The organism is Aeromonas sp. 160P, from assembly GCF_055193095.1.
The window spans coordinates 156,946-172,531 of record NZ_JBUXKV010000001.1 but is presented as its reverse complement, the minus strand read 5'-3'; the positions used below and the strand labels follow the sequence as shown (position 1 = coordinate 172,531).

Here is a 15,586-nt window from a genome sequence, read left to right as displayed (position 1 = left end):
GGGCTGGGGCGGATCAGCCCTTGAGCACCGCCGCCATGGCGTCGGCCACGTAATCGACGTTGCGACTGTTGAGGCCCGCCACACACATGCGACCGGAGCGCACCAGATAGACGGCGAACTCTTCGCGCAGGCGGTCAACCTGCTCCGGCGTGAAGCCGGTGTAGCTGAACATGCCGCGCTGGTTGATGAAGTAGCCAAAATCACGGCCCGGCACCTTGGCACTCAGCACCTCGAACAGCTTCTGGCGCATCCCCTTGATGCGGGTGCGCATCTCGGTCACCTCATCGACCCAGAGGGCGTGCAGCGCGGGCTGGCTCATCACAGCCGCGGTGATTTGGCCACCGTGAGTGGGGGGGCTGGAGTAGTTGCGACGCACGGTAGCCTTCATCTGACCCAGTACCCGGCTCGCCTCTTCTGCATCTTGGCAGATCACCGACAGGCCGCCACAACGTTCGCCGTAGAAGGAGAGGTTCTTGGAAAACGAGTTGCTGACGAAGAAGCTGACCCCGGCGGCCACCATGGCGCGGATGGCGTAGGCATCCTCTTCCAGCCCGTCACCGAAGCCCTGATAGGCGATATCCATAAAGGGGATCAGGTTCTTCTCGACCACCAGCGCGATCACCCGATCCCACTGGGCGCGGGAGAGATCCACCCCGGTCGGGTTGTGGCAGCAGGGGTGCAGCAGCACGATGCTTTTCGCTGGCAGGGCGCTCAGGCAGTCGAGCATGGCATCGAACTGCACGCCGCCAGTAGCCGCATCGTAGTAGGGGTAGTCGTGCACCTTGATGCCGGCACCCTCGAACATCGCCTTGTGGTTGTCCCAGGTCGGATTGCTGACCCACACCTCGGAGGTCGGGAAGTAGCGCTTGAGCAGATCGGCCCCGATCTTCAGGGCGCCGGAGCCACCGATGGTCTGGATGGTGGCGATACGTCCCCCTTTGACCGCTTCATGGTCGGCACCAAACAGCAGGTGCTGCACTGCGGTGCGGTAGTTGGCGGCGCCTTCCATCGGCTGGTAGGGGCGTGGCGCCGGGGCAGCAGCGCGCTGGGCTTCGGCCTGCTGCACTGACGGCAGCAACGGAATGCGGCCCTGCTCGTCGTAATAGAGGCCAATCCCCAGGTTCACCTTCTGCTCGCGGGTGTCTTTGTGGAAGGTCTCGACCAGGGTCAGTATGGGGTCGCCAGCATAGGCATCGACGTGTTCAAACATGGGGGATCCTTGAAATTGACTGTCCAGTAAAACCGGCGGTCAGCCGGGCTGGACATCATGGCGTAATCCCCATTACGCCTCAAGCAGTTCGCATCCATCCCCGAGCTCCCCCTGGTTTCAAGTTGTGGTGGCTGGTGGTCGCTCCCCAGGGATAGTCAGATTTATCGCCAAACCCGTGCTGACCTTGATCTCGCTTAAGCTCCAGTACATGGTTCATCGATTAATATGGTGAATCATCAATTATTTCATCTAGTTACAGACGTTATACCAGAGCGGTCACTGTCCGGTTCGGTGGCGATGGGTAGACCGGATTCTATGACACAACATACACCTTCTGATTCTCTCACCGCCCCCGGTGCTAACTGGCGCGGGCTGGGCGGCTGGAACCTCTATTTTCTGGGCAAACTGGCGCTGTTGTGGGGGGGATATCTTAATTTCCACCCGCTGGCCAATCTGGTCTTTGCCGCATTTCTGCTCTTCCCGCTTTCCTCGACGCTGATGCGGCGGGCAAGGTTGTTGATCGCCTTGCCGGCAGGTGTCGGGCTCTTCTATCACGACACCTGGCTGCCGGGGATCGAGAGCATCATGGGGCAGGGCAAGATGGTGTTCTCGTTCACCTTCGATTACTTCCTCGAGCTGCTGGGCCGTTTCATCAACTGGGACATGGTGGGGGTCGCCTTTGTCATGCTGACAGGGTACCTGTTTCTGGCCAGATGGCTGCGCTTTACCCCCTGGATGCTGATCTCCCTGTTGTGGCTGACGCTCTCACCCCACCTTGCCTCGCTGGGATTGCAATCTCCCTTCCGTGAGGCGCAAGCACAAGCCAATGTGCCGGGTGGGGCGGCGGTGGCCTCCATGCCGGTTACCGCCAGTCAGGCGCTGGATCCGGGGGCTGCGCCGACCAACGACAATCTCAATGGCTATCTGGATCGCTTCTACCAGTCGGAGCGGGATCGGCGGGTCAGCTTTGCATCGTCCCTGCCAGCTGACGCTGAACCCTTTGATGTGCTGTTGCTGCAAATCTGTTCTCTCTCCTGGAGCGATATAGAGGCGAGCGGTCTGACCGATCATCCCCTGCTGAGCCGCTTCGACGCCCTGTTCAAGAGCTTCAACTCGTCGACCTCTTACAGCGGGCCTGCCGCCATCAGATTGTTGCGATCCAGCTGTGGTCAGGTCAGCCATCACGATCTCTATCAGGCGCCCCAGGCTGAGTGTCTGCTGATGGATAACCTGGCCCGGCTCGGGTTTGCAAAAGAGATAGTGATGGATCACTCGGGCACCTATGGCAACGACCTCAAGTCATTGAAGGCTTACGCCGGGGTCAGTAGCGAGCCCATGGACAAACAGGGTCTGCCCTATGAGGTGACCTCCTTTATCGGGGAGGAGATCCCCAACAGCGATGCCTTGCTGGCGCGCTGGTTGCAGCGACGTGTCGAGAGTCCATCCAGCCGCAACATCGCCTATTTCAACATCACCACCCTGCACGATGGCAATCGCTGGGCCAGCTCCCGGCAGATCGCCCCCTTCAAGGCGCGGCTGCGTGCCTTGATGGATCAGCTCGATGGCTTCATCACCCGGCTGGAGCAGTCCGGTCGCAAGGTGATGGTGGTGATGGTGCCGGAGCATGGCGCGGCCCTTTCCGGTGATCGTCTGCAGATGTCCGGCTTGCGCGATATTCCCAGCCCCGCCATCACCCGGGTGCCGGTCGGTATCCGGCTGGTAGGTGCCCGTGCAGAGCATGCCCCCACCCGGATCATCGATCAGCCCAGCAGTCTGCTGGTGGTATCGGAACTGGTCGCCAGAGTGGTGGCGGGCAACTACTTCGGGAGCGACACCATCGACTGGGGCAGGCTGTTCAACAACTTGCCCCAGACTCCGGCCGTCTCTGAAAACCAAGGGGCCAGCGTCATCCAGTATCAGGGCCAGTACTACATCAAGCAGGGGAAAGGGGACTGGGTTCCCTATCCCCGTTAACGGAGCGTATCAGCAATGAATCTGGGAATCTTGACGGTCAACCCGCCGCTTGCTGCCAGCGCGGGCAAGCAGGAGAGTCAGAGCGACGTGGGCCGTTTGCAGCAGGAGTTTGCCCTGCATCTGAACTATCAGAATATCTTGCTGGAGGAGCAGTTGGCCGCCATCCGCCAGCACTATCCCCTGCTGGTCGAATGTGACATGAGGCGTCGCGGCCAATGAGGGTGATCGGTGTTCGGGGATTGCGCGGTGGCGTGGGGGCGACCTCTATCGTGGCCGGTCTCGCCTGGGCGGCTGCCCGGCAGGGGGCCAGGGTGCTGGTGGTCGATCTCTGCAAGGACAATCTGCTCGGGCTCCATCTTGGTCGCCCCCATGATGAACAGTCGGGTTGGAGCCAGCTGACGGCCCCCGCCCGCCAGTGGCGCGACAAGGTGCTGCACTGCGTTGCCGATATCGACCTGCTGGCCCACGGTGGTGCGGAGGTGTCTGACGCCCTCGACTGGTTGCAGCAGCTGTCGGGATATGACCTGATCTTGCTGGATATGCCGCCCGGACTCGCACTCCCGTGGCTGAGTCTGCAACTGACGGTGATCCATGCCGATGCCAATTGCCATGTGCGTCTCTATCGCCATCAGCTGGCCCCCAACGATCGGCTGTTGTTGACCCAGTTCAGCAGTCGCCGTGCCCTGCAGCAAGATCTGCTGGAGCTCTGGCTGCAAGCCGGACTGCCGATCCTCAGCGTCAGGTTGCATCGAGACGAGGTCATGGCCTGTGCGCTGGCGGCCAAGCAACCGGCAGGGGCCTATGCCCCAGAGAGCATGATTGCCCATGAACTGACGGAAATTGCCAGCTGGTGTCTGCGGGGCGAGCTGGCACAGTGAGCCTGCTCTGGTTGGTGACCCCCGAGGCCAGCACGCGGATCCGTACCCGCTACCGGCTGCTGCGCCAGCGCCAAGCCTCCCGTTGGGCTGCCTTCACCCTGACCAGCTGCGGGTTGCTGGCCTGGGCGCTCTTTCCCCTTGAGAATGCCAACTGGCAGTGGCTGCTGGCTCGGCGCGCGGAGTTTGCGTCAGTGAGAACGCGCCCCGGCGCCGGTGATCCGCTGCGGCTGTTGCTGCAGGGGCTCTGGCTGCTCTGCTGGCGAACAGCAGCGGGGAGTCGGGCCGCTGGCCGTTCCCGCTGGCGGGTCAGGTTTGCCGGGTTTGGCAAGGCGCACTTGCAGCGAGTGCAACGGGTGACGGGAGATCTGGTGGCGCGCTATGAGATGCCGCTGACGGCCCGCACCCTGAGCTGGCAGGGTAAGCTGCTCGGTACTGTGGCTGGCTTGCTCTCGCTGCTCTGCATCACCCAGCCCTTTGACCCGCAGGCCCAGCTCTTTTTTGTGTTGTTGCTGGCTCTCATCGCCCTGCTGCTGCGGGTGGTGCCGGGGCGCTATCCGGCGCTGATGCTGATCGTGCTGTCGGTGACCGTCTCCTGCCGCTATATCTGGTGGCGCTACACCTCGACCCTCGACTGGTTCGATCCCGTGAGCCTGTTTTGCGGTTTGCTGCTGTTGCTGGCAGAGACCTATGCCTGGCTGGTGCTGTTGCTGAGCTACTGGCAGACCGCCTGGCCGCTGCATCGCAAGCCGGTGCCGCTGCCAAGGGAGCGGTCGTGCTGGCCGACGGTGGATCTGATGATCCCGACCTACAACGAGGATCTCTCCATCGTCAAAGGATCCGTTTATGCGGCGCTGGCGCTCGACTGGCCGCAAGAGAAGCTGACCGTCTGGCTGCTTGATGACGGGGGCAGAGAGGCGTTTCGGCAGTTTGCCGAAGAGGCCGGGATCCGCTACGTGGCGCGCCCCACCCATGAGCATGCCAAGGCGGGCAATATCAATCATGCCCTGCAGATGGCGAGCGGCGAGCTGGTGGCCATCTTCGACTGCGACCACATACCGACCCGCTCCTTCTTGCAGATGACGGTAGGGTGGTTTTTCAAAGATCCTGCCCTCGGGTTGGTACAGACCCCCCATCACTTCTTCTCGGCGGATCCCTTCGAGCGCAATTTGCGCCGTTTTCGCAAGATGCCCAACGAAGGGGCGCTCTTCTACGGTCTGGTACAAAACGGCAATGACATCTGGGATGCCAGCTTCTTCTGCGGATCCTGTGCGGTGATCAAGCGCAGCGCCCTCGATGAGATTGGCGGCATAGCCGTGGAGACGGTGACCGAGGATGCCCACACCTCGTTGCGACTGCATCGCAAGGGCTATCACTCCGCCTATATCAATATTCCCCAGGCTGCCGGGCTGGCGACCGAGAGTCTGTCGGCCCATATCGGCCAGCGCATCCGCTGGGCGCGCGGCATGGTGCAGATCCTGCGGCTGGACAACCCCTTGTTTGGCAAAGGGATAAGCCTGGGTCAGCGGCTCTGCTACTTCAACGCCATGCTGCATTTCCTCTCCGGGATCCCGCGCATGATCTTCCTGACGGCGCCACTCGCCTTCCTGATCCTGCATGCCTACATCATCTACGCCCCGGCCATGACCATCGCCCTCTACATGCTGCCCCATATCTTCCACAGCGCCATCACCAACTCGCGGCTGCAGGGCAAGGTGCGCCACTCCTTCTGGGGGGAGGTCTACGAGACTGTGCTGGCCTGGTATATCGCCTGGCCTACCACGGTTGCCCTGTTTGCTCCCCATCGGGGCAAGTTCAATGTCACCGCCAAGGGGGGATTGAACGAACAGGGCTATCTCGATCTACCGCTGTCACGCCCCTATCTGGTGCTGGTGCTGCTCAACTTCTGCGGGCTGGGATTCGGGCTCTGGCGGCTGCAGGCCGGGCAAGCGGACGAAGTGCCCGCGGTGCTGCTCAGCATGATCTGGACCCTCTACAACCTGACCATTCTTGGCGGGGCGCTGGCGGTGGCATTCGAGGCGAGGCAGGTGCGCAGCAACCCCAGAGTGGAGATGAACATGAGCGCCGCCATCAAGCTGGGCAACGGTTTTATCTACCCCGGCACCCTGACGGATTACTCCAACGGCGGCGTCGGTCTGCAACTGGCGGCGGCGCTGCCCCTGCAGGAGAACGACCGGGTCTGGCTGCTGCTGCGCAATGGCCTGCGGGAGTCGGCCTTTGCCGCCCGGGTGCGGCGTGTGATGGGGCATAGGGTTGGTCTGGAGCTGGAAGCGATGGACAAGGCACAACACATCGCCTTTATCCAGTGCACCTTCGCCCGCGCCGATAGCTGGTCGTTCTGGCAGCAGGGGCTGGGTAAGGATCGCCCACTGCACAGCCTGCTCGATATTGCCCGGGTAGGATGGGGGGCCTATGGGCGCCTCGCCCGGGGCACCCCGCTACTCCCCCTTTGCAATCTGTGCGAGCGGCTGGCCCGCTGGCTGCTCTCCTATGTTCCACGTCGCGTTGCGCCTGCAGGCCGGTTGCCGACATCGATGACCCAGACGGTGAAAGGATGATGAAACTACAACACCTAATACTGCCGCTGCTGCTGCTGCTGGCCACCCCGGTTGCGTTCGCCACCGGCTTGCCTGCCGATTCGCCAGAGATTGGGCCACAACCGCCCGTGTCGGCACCGGTGCGCACCTTGGCGCTGACCCTCGAGCAGTTGGCTGCCGCACCGGGCACCCTCTCCCTGCGTGGCAATCTGCCGGATGGATTGGCTGACTTCACTGTGCGGCGCGACGAGGTGGTGACAAAGGCGGCGGTCGATGTGGACTTCACCCCATCGCCAGCCCTGTTGCCGCTAATCTCCCAGCTCAAGCTCTACTTCAATAACGAGCTGATGGGGGTCTCGGCATTTGCCAAGGAGCAGATGGGGCAGCGCAGTCAGGCCCGTTTCGAGCTGGAGCCCCGTTACGCCAAGGATTTCAATAACCTGAAGTTCAACTTCATCGGTCACTATCAGCGGGTGTGCGAGAACCCGGCCAGCGATACGCTGTGGCTCAACATCAATCGTGACTCCCGGTTGACGCTGCAGTTGCAGACTCTGCCGGTGCGCAACGAGCTCTCCTTCTTTCCCATGCCCTTCCTCGATACCCGTGATGAAGGCAAGCTGGTGCTGCCCATGGTGTTTGCCGGTGAGGTCTCCCCCGTCCAGCAGCAGGCGGCGGCGATCCTCGCCTCCTGGTTCGGGGTCAAGGCCAAATGGCGGGGGCAACACTTTCCGGTGTTGATGGACAAGGTGCCGGAGCGCAATGGCATCATCTTCGCGACCAACGGGCAGCGTCCCGCGTTCCTGCGCGACTACCCCGAGGTCAGCGGGCCGACCATCGATATGATCAGTGCCCCCGATAACCCCTATGTGAAACTGCTGCTGATCCTGGGGCGGGACGATCAGGATCTGGTCACTGCCAGCAAGGGGATTGCCCAGGGCAATGTGCTGCTGCGCGGCCAGAGCGTGCAGGTGGAGGCCGTCACCCCGCTGGCGCCAAGAGTCCCCTATGACGCGCCCAACTGGGTGCGGCTGGATCGGCCGATGCGCTTTGCCGAGCTGCTCGACTACCCGACCCAGTTGCAAGCCTCTGGCTATGCCCCCTGGCCGATGAATCTGACCCTGCGGCTGCCCCCCGATCTCTACATGGCGGGCTCGCAAGGGGTAAAACTCAATCTCGACTATCACTACAGCACGCCGACCCTGCGCAACGGCTCCCGACTGGACGTGATGGTCAATGGCCAGTTCATGAAGTCCTTCACCCTCGAACCGGATGCAACCCGTGGCCAGCAGTGGCTCACCCTGCCGCTCTGGCTGGCGGGGGATGACGGCTCCCGGGCGCTGACCATGCCCGGCCTCAAGACCAGCCAGGCCAACAGTCTGGGATTCAAGTTTGAATATGCCCGCCAGATGATGGGCGGGGATGAGGAGGGGCGCTGCGATCTGACCCTGCCGCCCCCCCATCTGGTGCGTATCGATGACGAGTCGACCATCGACTTCACCGGCTATCGCCATTTTATCGAGATGCCGGATTTGCGGGCCTTCTCCGGCGCCGGTTTCCCCTTCAGTCGGCTGGCTGACCTCTCACAAACCCAGATAGTGATGCCGCAAAGTCCATCGTCAGAACAGCTAACAACCCTGCTCGACACCCTGGGGGCTATCGGTGCCGAGACCGGTTATCCGGCGCTGGCGGTGACCCTGACCAGTGATTGGCAGCAGGCGCGGGAGGCCGATCTCGACACCTTGCTGATCGGCGAGCTGCCCGCCGAATTTCGCCACGATGCCGAACCTGATGCCCTGCTGGCGTCGACCCGCAGCTGGGTCAACCAGCCAAGACGGGAGAACCGGCCGGAGCTGGCGGGCTCCCCCAGCGATCGCCAGCCCGAGAGTCGGGTCGCCATGACCGGCAACCTGGCCATTGCCGCCATGGTGGGGCTGCAATCCCCGGTCCATCCCCAACGTAGTCTGGTGGCCATGCTGGCCGATGGCCCTGCTGGCGCCAGGCTGCTCAATGAAACACTGCAGCAGAACGAGCTGCGGGCGCAGGTGGCGGGGTCGGTGGCCATCATCCGGGCATCCGGGGTGAACAGTCTGGCGGTGGGGGAGCGCTACACAGTGGGCTACCTGCCCTGGTGGGAGCGGATCTGGCAGCAGTTTGCCCACCATCCATTGCGGCTGGTTGGTCTGACCGTAGCTTGCATGCTGTTGCTTGGTTGGGGACTGCGGGTCCTGTTGTCCGGGCTCAGCCGTCGTCGTTTGAAGGAAGAGTAAGAGATGAGAAGCGCGTTGCGTATCTGGGGTTGCCTGCTGTTGTGGGCCTGTTCGCTGCACCCTGCCCGAGCGGGCTGTGACTGGCCCGAATGGGAGCAGTTCAAGGATCACTACATCAGCGAGGAGGGGCGGGTCATAGATCCTGCCGATGGCCGCCGCATCACCACGTCGGAGGGGCAGAGCTACGGCCTGTTCTTTGCGCTGGTCAACGACGATCGGGAGACCTTCGAACGCCTGTTGCAGTGGACCGAGGTGCAGCTCGCCAGAGGGGATCTGACCGGTTTCCTGCCAGCCTGGCAGTGGGGGACGCGCAGTGATGGCAGCGTCGGTGTGCTCGATGACAACAGCGCCGCCGATTCGGATCTCTGGATTGCCTACAGCCTGCTGGAGGCAGGGCGGCTTTGGCAAAACCACAGCTATCAATCCATCGGCACCATGCTGCTGCGTCGCATCGCCCGTGAAGAGGTGGCCCGGCTGCCGGGCCTTGGCCCGGTGCTGTTGCCTGCTCCCCGTGGCTTTAGCGGGGAGGGGCGCTGGACCCTCAACCCGAGCTACCTGCCGCCCCAGTTGCTGGCCCGTTTTGCCGCCATGCAGGGGCCGTGGCAAGAGATGCGCGCCCTGTTGCCTGCGCTGCTGACCGCCAGCTCGCCCCGAGGTTTTGCCCCTGACTGGATCGACTGGCGGCAGGCGTCTGGCTGGCAGGTGACCGAAGGGAAAGGCAGCGTGGGCAGTTATGACGGGATCCGGGTCTACCTCTGGCTCGGCATGCTGAGCGAGGATGACCCGGCCAGAGAGGCGCTGGTGCGTCACTTCCACCCCATGCTGGCGGCGCTCACTGAGCCGGGTGTAGCGGAACCGGTCGATCCCCTGACCGGCGCGGTGTTGCATGAGGATAACCCGGCCACAGACACGCAGGTGAGTCACTGCAACCCCACGCTGACTGAGCAGGGCGTACCGGAACGGGTGGATACCCTGACCGGCGAGGTGCTGAGTCGGGGCGATCACGGCTTTGCTGCCGCGCTGCTGCCACTGGCCAGCGGGTTACCGCTGGCGGCGCAACTGCCGCAGCAGCCCCTTATTCAGGGCGATGGCTATTACGCCAGTGTGCTGACTCTGTTTGGTCATGGCTGGGCGCAGGGGCGCTTTCGTTTCGCCGCCGATGGCACCCTGTTGCCGCGCTGGAGTGATCAATGCCAACCCGCCTGTTGACCCTGATCTGGCTGCTGGCCAGCCTGTTGGGGAGCGTGCAGGCGCAGGCGGTGGTCGAGCCGGTTGAGTGGTTGTTGTCCCAGATCCGGCTGGGGGAAGTGACCCATAACGAAGATCTGCTCGGCAACTCACTCTATTCGCTCTCCCTGATTGAGCCGCAACATCCCGAGTTGCTGGCGGCCCAGGCCAGGTTTGCCCTTGCCCGCGGCAAGCTGGAGGAGGCGGAGGCGCTGCTGACACGACTTGGCAAGCTGGCCCCCGACTCCTCCCTCTACCGGCTGGGCATGCTCAACCTGCGGATCAATGAGCCTGAGTCGAGAGCCCGGCTACAGCAGGCTCGCCAATTGGCTAACGAAGGGGACCTGGAGGGGGCCCGGGCGTGCTATCGCGCCCTGTTTGGCGGGGATGAGGCGCCCAACCTTGAGTTGGCGGTTGAATATGCGGTGCTCAACGACCGGATCCCGGCACACCGTACCGAGGCGCTAGCCATGATGCGGGCGCTGGACCAGCGCTATCCCGGGCATGACAGATTGCGAACCTTTCTCGCCCAGCGTCTGCTGCTATCCGGCCATCGTGACGAGGGGATGGCCCTGCTGCACAAGATGGCGGCCAGTTATCCGACGCGAGACAGCGCGGCCAGGGTCTGGCTGGCGGATATTCGCCGCATGCCGGTTGGCCCCGCCAGTCTGGCATCCTTGCAGCAGTTTATCGTCACCTTTGCGGCCGACAGCCGCAGTGACGAGGCCCAGACCCTGCTGGCGCAGCAGGAGGCGCTCTGGGCCTCTCCTGCATTTCGCCAGCGTCAGGCCATGCTAGCGCGGGCGGCAGACCAGCGCGCCACCCTGGCCGAGTTGCAGCGACTGCAAACAAGCTACCCGGATGATCCCGAAGTGATGGGGGTACTCGGGGTGGCCTATGCCCGCCAGCATCAGCGTGAGCAGGCCAACCGCCTGTTTGAGCGGTTGTTGCGCCATCCCGATCTCCCCCAGCGAGGTCGCTGGGAGCGGCAGTGGGAGAACAATCGTTACTGGCTGATCCTCGATCGGGCAAAACAGGCGCAGGCCAGCCAGCAGTGGGCGCAGGCCGCCACGCTCTATCGGCAAGTGATCGGCCTGAATGGCAGCAGGCAGGAGGCCTGGTTGGGGCTGGGGGATTGCGAATTGGCGCGTCACCAGCATGGTGCCGCCGAGCAAGCCTATCTGCGGGCTCTGAACATATCCCCCAACAATGAACGGGCACGGCTACGGCTGTTTGAGTTCTATCGGGATCAGGATCCTGAGCGGGCACTGGCGCTGCTCTCTCCGGGGGGATCAGCGGCATTGCAAAAACAGGGGGATCGCCTCAGGGCCGATCTGCTGGAGCGGGATGCGGCGTTGCTGGAGCAATCCGGCTATCGGGCGCAGGCATTGAATAAACGCCATCTCGCACTGGCATTGACACCGGAGGATCCGTGGCGGCGTTATCGCACCGCTGTCGCTATGGCGGCGGCCAGCGATACCACGGCCGCCAGCGTGTTGTTGCAAAGTGCGCTGGCAGCCAATCCACAAGATAGTGATTTGCGCTATGCCACTGCGCTCTATCTCTCCGGGCAGGGAGCGTTATCCCGTGCTCGCAGGATCCTGGCCGAGGTGCCTCCCCAGCGCAGGAGCAGCCAGATGGCACAACTCGATAGCCGCTTGGCAAGGCGGGAGCTGATGGCAGAGGCCAGAGCACGCCATGACCGGGGGGAGGTGGCGGCAGCCGAGCGTCTGCTGATCCCCCTGCTGCCGGATGATTCGGTGGCGCTGACACTGGCTGGCTGGGCCGCCGGTCGCGGTGACTGGTCGCAGGCCGAGCACTACTATCGGGGGATCCTGAGCAACGACGAGGATCATCAGGGGGCTCGCCTCGGCATGGCGGAACTGGCTCTGGCGCAGGAAGACAAGGCCGGGAGCCGTCACTGGCTGCCGGTCTGGTCGCCAAGCGCTGCGGTCGGCGATGATTTTAACCATTACCGCCGGGTCGCCAATCTCTATCAGCAGTTGGGTGAGCCCGGGGTTGCCCGCGACATCTTCACCGCCTATGCCCCCACGGTGGCCGCAGGTGCCCCTTCCCAAGGGAGTGCGCTGTTCTGGCGCGATGCGGCTCGCCAGCGTTTTGCCACAGGTGATACGCAGGGTGCGTTGGCGCTGGATCGCAAGGCGCTCACCGCCGCAGGGTTGGCACCCGCTGAGCCGCTGGATGATGCGGCACTGACTGCCCGGGCGCTCAGCCGGGATCAGGATGACTGGCTGGTCGGCAGCGTGCGCCGTGACCTTGATCGCCACTATCGGCAGAGCCAAACCACAGTGTCGTTTGACAGTGACTATTGGGGGAGCAAGGGAGCGGAGGGAACCTCGGATCTGCAGGCCCTGACCCAGATGCTGCAGCTGGATACCCCGTTGGCCGGTGGTGCTCTGTTTGGTCGTATCGAACGGGTGGCGATGGATGCCGGATCCTTCCCTGACTCTCCTTACCGTGCCAGTTTTGGCAGCTGTAGTGCGCGCGAGTGTTGGGGCAACCAGTCACAACAGGCGACGGGTCACACCCTGGCGGTTGGTTGGAAGGGGGATCAGTGGCAGGCGGATCTCGGCACCACGCCGCTGGGATTCGAGGTGGTGGATTGGGTTGGCGGCGCCACGGTGCGCGGCAAGTGGCATGAGATTGGCTGGCGCGCCACCCTGTCGCGGCGACCGCTGAACAGCTCGCTGCTCTCTTATGGCGGGGCGGTGGATCCTGCGACCGGCATCCGCTGGGGGGGGATCCGGGCCAACGGCGTGCGCCTCAACCTGAGTCACGATCAGGGTGGTGCGCTGGGTCACTGGGGCAGCCTGCAACAACACCTGCTGACAGGCGAGAATGTGCCGGATAACTGGCGTACCCGCCTGATGGGGGGCAGCTACTACAAGCTGATCAACGAGGCCAACCGACGGGTGACCATCGGGGGGCGGGCCATGGCCTGGCACCATGAACAGGATTTGAGCGGTTACACCCTGGGGCGCGGCGGATATTACAGTCCGGAGCGCTATCTCTCGTTCGGCGTGCCAGTGCGATTCAGTCAGCGCAGTGGCGACTGGTCATGGGATCTGGGCGGGACGCTCGCATGGTCCCGCTCTCACAGCAACGCGAGTCGCCGCTATCCTCTGCCCGGTCTGTTGCCGGATGGTTTGCCGGATCAGGATGCCACCGTGGCCGGTGGCAGCAGCCGTGGCATGGGTTATACCGTCAACGCGCTGGTCGAGCACCGGCTGACCGATCACTGGCGCATCGGTGGCCGGATTGATATCCAGCAGGCGGATGATTATGCGCCCAGTCATGCCACCCTGTTTTTGCGCTACACCTTCAAGCCGTGGCGGGGGGATCTCGATATGCCACCGCTGCCTCTGACCCCCTACGGGGAGTTTGATTGACGAGACGCCCGGCTTGCTGCCGGGCGTCTTTGCATTGCGCTACTTCAAATAGGATCGCAGGACGCTGACCACCTGATCCAGATCCTCCAGCCGCTCGGCAGGGGTGGCATCGGCGGCGCCGAGGTGCTCGCGCATATGCCCCTCCAGCACCTCCAGCATCAGGCCGTTGACGGCGCCGCGGATGGCGGCGATCTGCTGCAAAATGGCGGCGCAGTCGCTCTCCTGCTCCAACGCACTCTCCAGCGCACCGGCCTGTCCCTTGATGCGGCGCACCCGTGCCAGCAGCTTCTTTTTGTCGTGAATGGTGTGGGACATGGCGGATCCTCTCGATCAATAAAACTATACTGGGGTATAGTATATTGCATCATCGCTCTCAGGAGAAATCCATGTCATCCCTCGCTCAATCACACTGCCATCACCCCGTCATCCACGAGGGCAATCCGCTGGCCGAACAGAAGACCCGCTGGGCCGTTTTGCTGACCGTCATCATGATGGTGGCGGAGATCGGTGGCGGCTGGTTCTACAACTCTATGGCGCTGCTGGCCGATGGCTGGCACATGAGCTCCCACGCGCTGGCGCTCGGTCTCTCGGTGCTGGCCTATCGCGCCGCCCGCCACTTTGCTCGCGACCACAGATTCAGCTTCGGCACCTGGAAGATCGAGGTGCTGGGTGGCTTCACTAGCGCCCTGTTGCTGGTGGGAGTGGCCGGGTTAATGCTGTTCGAGTCGGTGTTCAGGTTGCTCGATCCCAGCCCGATCCACTATCAACAGGCGATCGCCATCGCGCTGGTGGGGCTGCTGGTGAACCTCGCTTGCGCCTGGCTGCTCAAGGATGATCACGGCCATCACCACCACGGCCATGGGCATGGCCACCATGATGATCATCACGACCACGATCATCATCATGACCATGACGATCACCACGGTCATCAGGATCTCAACCTGCGCGCCGCCTATATCCACGTGCTGGCGGATGCGGCCACTTCCGTGCTGGCGATTCTGGCGCTGGTCGGGGGCATGTTGTGGGGGGCTGACTGGCTCGACCCGCTGATGGGCATAGTGGGTGCCGGACTGGTGGCGGTATGGGCATGGGGATTGCTGCGGGACTCCGGCCGGGTGCTGCTGGATGCCGAGATGGATACCCCGCTGGTGGCTGAGATCCGCGAGGTCATCGCCGAACTGCCGGGCACCGAGATCCGCGATCTGCACGTCTGGCGGGTGGGGCAGCAGCAGTATGCCTGCGTGCTCTCTTTGCTGATGGTCAATCCGCTACCGGCGCAGCAGATCCGCGAGCGGTTGGCGATCCATGAAGAGCTGGTGCATGTGACCATCGAGATCGCCAGCGAATAGGATAAACAGAGGGGACCGTTGGTCCCCTCTGTTTCAGTGCCGTTGGCCTCTGATGTCAGTGCGGTTGTCCGGTGCTCTCCTCCTGGGGCTTGTGTTGCCACACTGCGCCGAGCAGCAGCTTGAGCAGCAGTCCGGGCGGGTTGTCCAGCAGCTTGCCGGACTCCAGCAGCAGCTGGCCATCGGCGCGAAACCCGAGGCTGGCATCTATGGTGCCATTTGCCGCTATCACCTGGATCAGGCCATTGAGGGCGGAACGCTCACCGGGCTGGCAGCGCAGCCGCAGTTCGCGGGGTTCCCCCAGCAGGGTGAAGGCGCGGCTCAGCGGCGGCGAGTCTTCATAATCGGGCCAGTTGAAGAAGTGATACTGCTCGGCCAGGGCGCCTGCCTGCTGGCAAAACTGATCGAACAGCTGCCCGATCGCCTGATACTCCTCATCCAGCCGCCTGGCTTGTTCTTCAATCCGTTTCATTGTTTGCTCCTTGTCTATCCACTTGATCAGACATTGCTTTTCTGACCCCGTGACTGCCGTTTTCCAGATATGAGGCCAAATGGTCGTGAGGTCTGTGAGCCGGATCGAAGTTTCAACCTGAAAACGTTATCTTGTTGAATCTGGTTGGTTTTTTTTGCCGTACTGCTCACATTTGAATCGATTGCCGCTGATTAATATGGCACAGCCTGGCAATGACCGGGTGCTCGACTATCGAGACTAACTACAG

General features: G+C 62.9%; 11 protein-coding genes. 8 read left to right on the top strand and 3 right to left on the bottom strand.

Features of this window, described 5'->3' with window-relative positions; translation table 11 throughout:
• Positions 1 to 13: 13 nt before the first annotated feature.
• Complete coding sequence (locus tag ACY8FN_RS00830) at positions 14 to 1,210, bottom strand: amino acid aminotransferase (protein ID WP_463098975.1); 1,197 nt, start codon at positions 1,208 to 1,210, stop codon at positions 14 to 16.
• A 315-nt stretch (positions 1,211 to 1,525) separates the two neighbouring features.
• On the opposite strand from ACY8FN_RS00830, the gene bcsG reads away from it, so the two are divergent.
• From bcsG to bcsC, 7 genes are read left to right on the top strand one after another with little or no spacing between them, the layout of a single operon-like run.
• Complete coding sequence (gene bcsG / locus ACY8FN_RS00825; RefSeq protein WP_463098974.1) at positions 1,526 to 3,184, top strand: cellulose biosynthesis protein BcsG; 1,659 nt, start codon at positions 1,526 to 1,528, stop codon at positions 3,182 to 3,184.
• Between the two features lie 15 nt (positions 3,185 to 3,199).
• Positions 3,200 to 3,403: a cellulose biosynthesis BcsR family protein gene (locus ACY8FN_RS00820; protein WP_463098973.1), complete on the top strand. Its 204-nt coding sequence runs from the start codon at positions 3,200 to 3,202 to the stop codon at positions 3,401 to 3,403.
• Positions 3,400 to 4,062 carry a cellulose biosynthesis protein BcsQ gene (bcsQ, locus tag ACY8FN_RS00815; RefSeq protein ID WP_463098972.1) on the top strand — a complete coding sequence of 221 codons (663 nt, stop codon included), beginning with the start codon at positions 3,400 to 3,402 and terminating at the stop codon, positions 4,060 to 4,062. Before ACY8FN_RS00820 ends, bcsQ begins: the two co-directional genes overlap by 4 nt.
• Entirely contained in the window at positions 4,035 to 6,638 is a 2,604-nt protein-coding gene (gene bcsA / locus ACY8FN_RS00810; protein ID WP_463098971.1) for a UDP-forming cellulose synthase catalytic subunit, read from the top strand. Before bcsQ ends, bcsA begins: the two co-directional genes overlap by 28 nt.
• Entirely contained in the window at positions 6,635 to 8,884 is a 2,250-nt protein-coding gene (bcsB, locus tag ACY8FN_RS00805) for a cellulose biosynthesis cyclic di-GMP-binding regulatory protein BcsB (RefSeq protein WP_463098970.1), read from the top strand. Before bcsA ends, bcsB begins: the two co-directional genes overlap by 4 nt.
• Before the next feature lie 3 nt (positions 8,885 to 8,887).
• Positions 8,888 to 10,093: a cellulose synthase complex periplasmic endoglucanase BcsZ gene (bcsZ, locus tag ACY8FN_RS00800; RefSeq protein WP_463098969.1), complete on the top strand. Its 1,206-nt coding sequence runs from the start codon at positions 8,888 to 8,890 to the stop codon at positions 10,091 to 10,093.
• Entirely contained in the window at positions 10,075 to 13,521 is a 3,447-nt protein-coding gene (gene bcsC / locus ACY8FN_RS00795) for a cellulose synthase complex outer membrane protein BcsC (protein ID WP_463098968.1), read from the top strand. The genes bcsZ and bcsC overlap by 19 nt, the downstream gene beginning before the upstream one ends.
• A 39-nt stretch (positions 13,522 to 13,560) precedes the next feature.
• On the opposite strand, the gene ACY8FN_RS00790 is transcribed toward bcsC, so the two are convergent.
• Positions 13,561 to 13,836, bottom strand: a complete 276-nt coding sequence (locus ACY8FN_RS00790; protein ID WP_005348831.1) for a metal/formaldehyde-sensitive transcriptional repressor — start codon at positions 13,834 to 13,836, stop codon at positions 13,561 to 13,563.
• Between the two features lie 71 nt (positions 13,837 to 13,907).
• On the opposite strand from ACY8FN_RS00790, the gene dmeF reads away from it, so the two are divergent.
• Positions 13,908 to 14,870 (top strand): CDF family Co(II)/Ni(II) efflux transporter DmeF, encoded by a 963-nt coding sequence (gene dmeF, locus ACY8FN_RS00785; RefSeq protein ID WP_463098967.1) that lies wholly within the window; start codon positions 13,908 to 13,910, stop codon positions 14,868 to 14,870.
• A 55-nt stretch (positions 14,871 to 14,925) separates the two neighbouring features.
• Here dmeF and ACY8FN_RS00780 read toward each other — a convergent pair whose 3' ends face one another.
• A complete protein-coding gene (locus ACY8FN_RS00780; protein ID WP_101317812.1) occupies positions 14,926 to 15,339 on the bottom strand; it encodes a hypothetical protein in 414 nt (137 codons plus the stop codon).
• Positions 15,340 to 15,586 lie beyond the last annotated feature (247 nt).

Excerpts from the sequence above, each read along its gene's own strand:
- ACY8FN_RS00830 (WP_463098975.1), bottom strand. The coding sequence starts at position 1,210 with ATGTTTGAACACGTCGATGCCTATGCTGGCGACCCCATACTGACCCTG.
- bcsG (WP_463098974.1), top strand. The coding sequence starts at position 1,526 with ATGACACAACATACACCTTCTGATTCTCTCACCGCCCCCGGTGCTAAC.
- ACY8FN_RS00820 (WP_463098973.1), top strand. The coding sequence starts at position 3,200 with ATGAATCTGGGAATCTTGACGGTCAACCCGCCGCTTGCTGCCAGCGCG.
- bcsQ (WP_463098972.1), top strand. The coding sequence starts at position 3,400 with ATGAGGGTGATCGGTGTTCGGGGATTGCGCGGTGGCGTGGGGGCGACC.
- bcsB (WP_463098970.1), top strand. The coding sequence starts at position 6,635 with ATGATGAAACTACAACACCTAATACTGCCGCTGCTGCTGCTGCTGGCC.
- bcsZ (WP_463098969.1), top strand. The coding sequence starts at position 8,888 with ATGAGAAGCGCGTTGCGTATCTGGGGTTGCCTGCTGTTGTGGGCCTGT.
- bcsC (WP_463098968.1), top strand. The coding sequence starts at position 10,075 with ATGCCAACCCGCCTGTTGACCCTGATCTGGCTGCTGGCCAGCCTGTTG.
- ACY8FN_RS00790 (WP_005348831.1), bottom strand. The coding sequence starts at position 13,836 with ATGTCCCACACCATTCACGACAAAAAGAAGCTGCTGGCACGGGTGCGC.
- dmeF (WP_463098967.1), top strand. The coding sequence starts at position 13,908 with ATGTCATCCCTCGCTCAATCACACTGCCATCACCCCGTCATCCACGAG.
- ACY8FN_RS00780 (WP_101317812.1), bottom strand. The coding sequence starts at position 15,339 with ATGAAACGGATTGAAGAACAAGCCAGGCGGCTGGATGAGGAGTATCAG.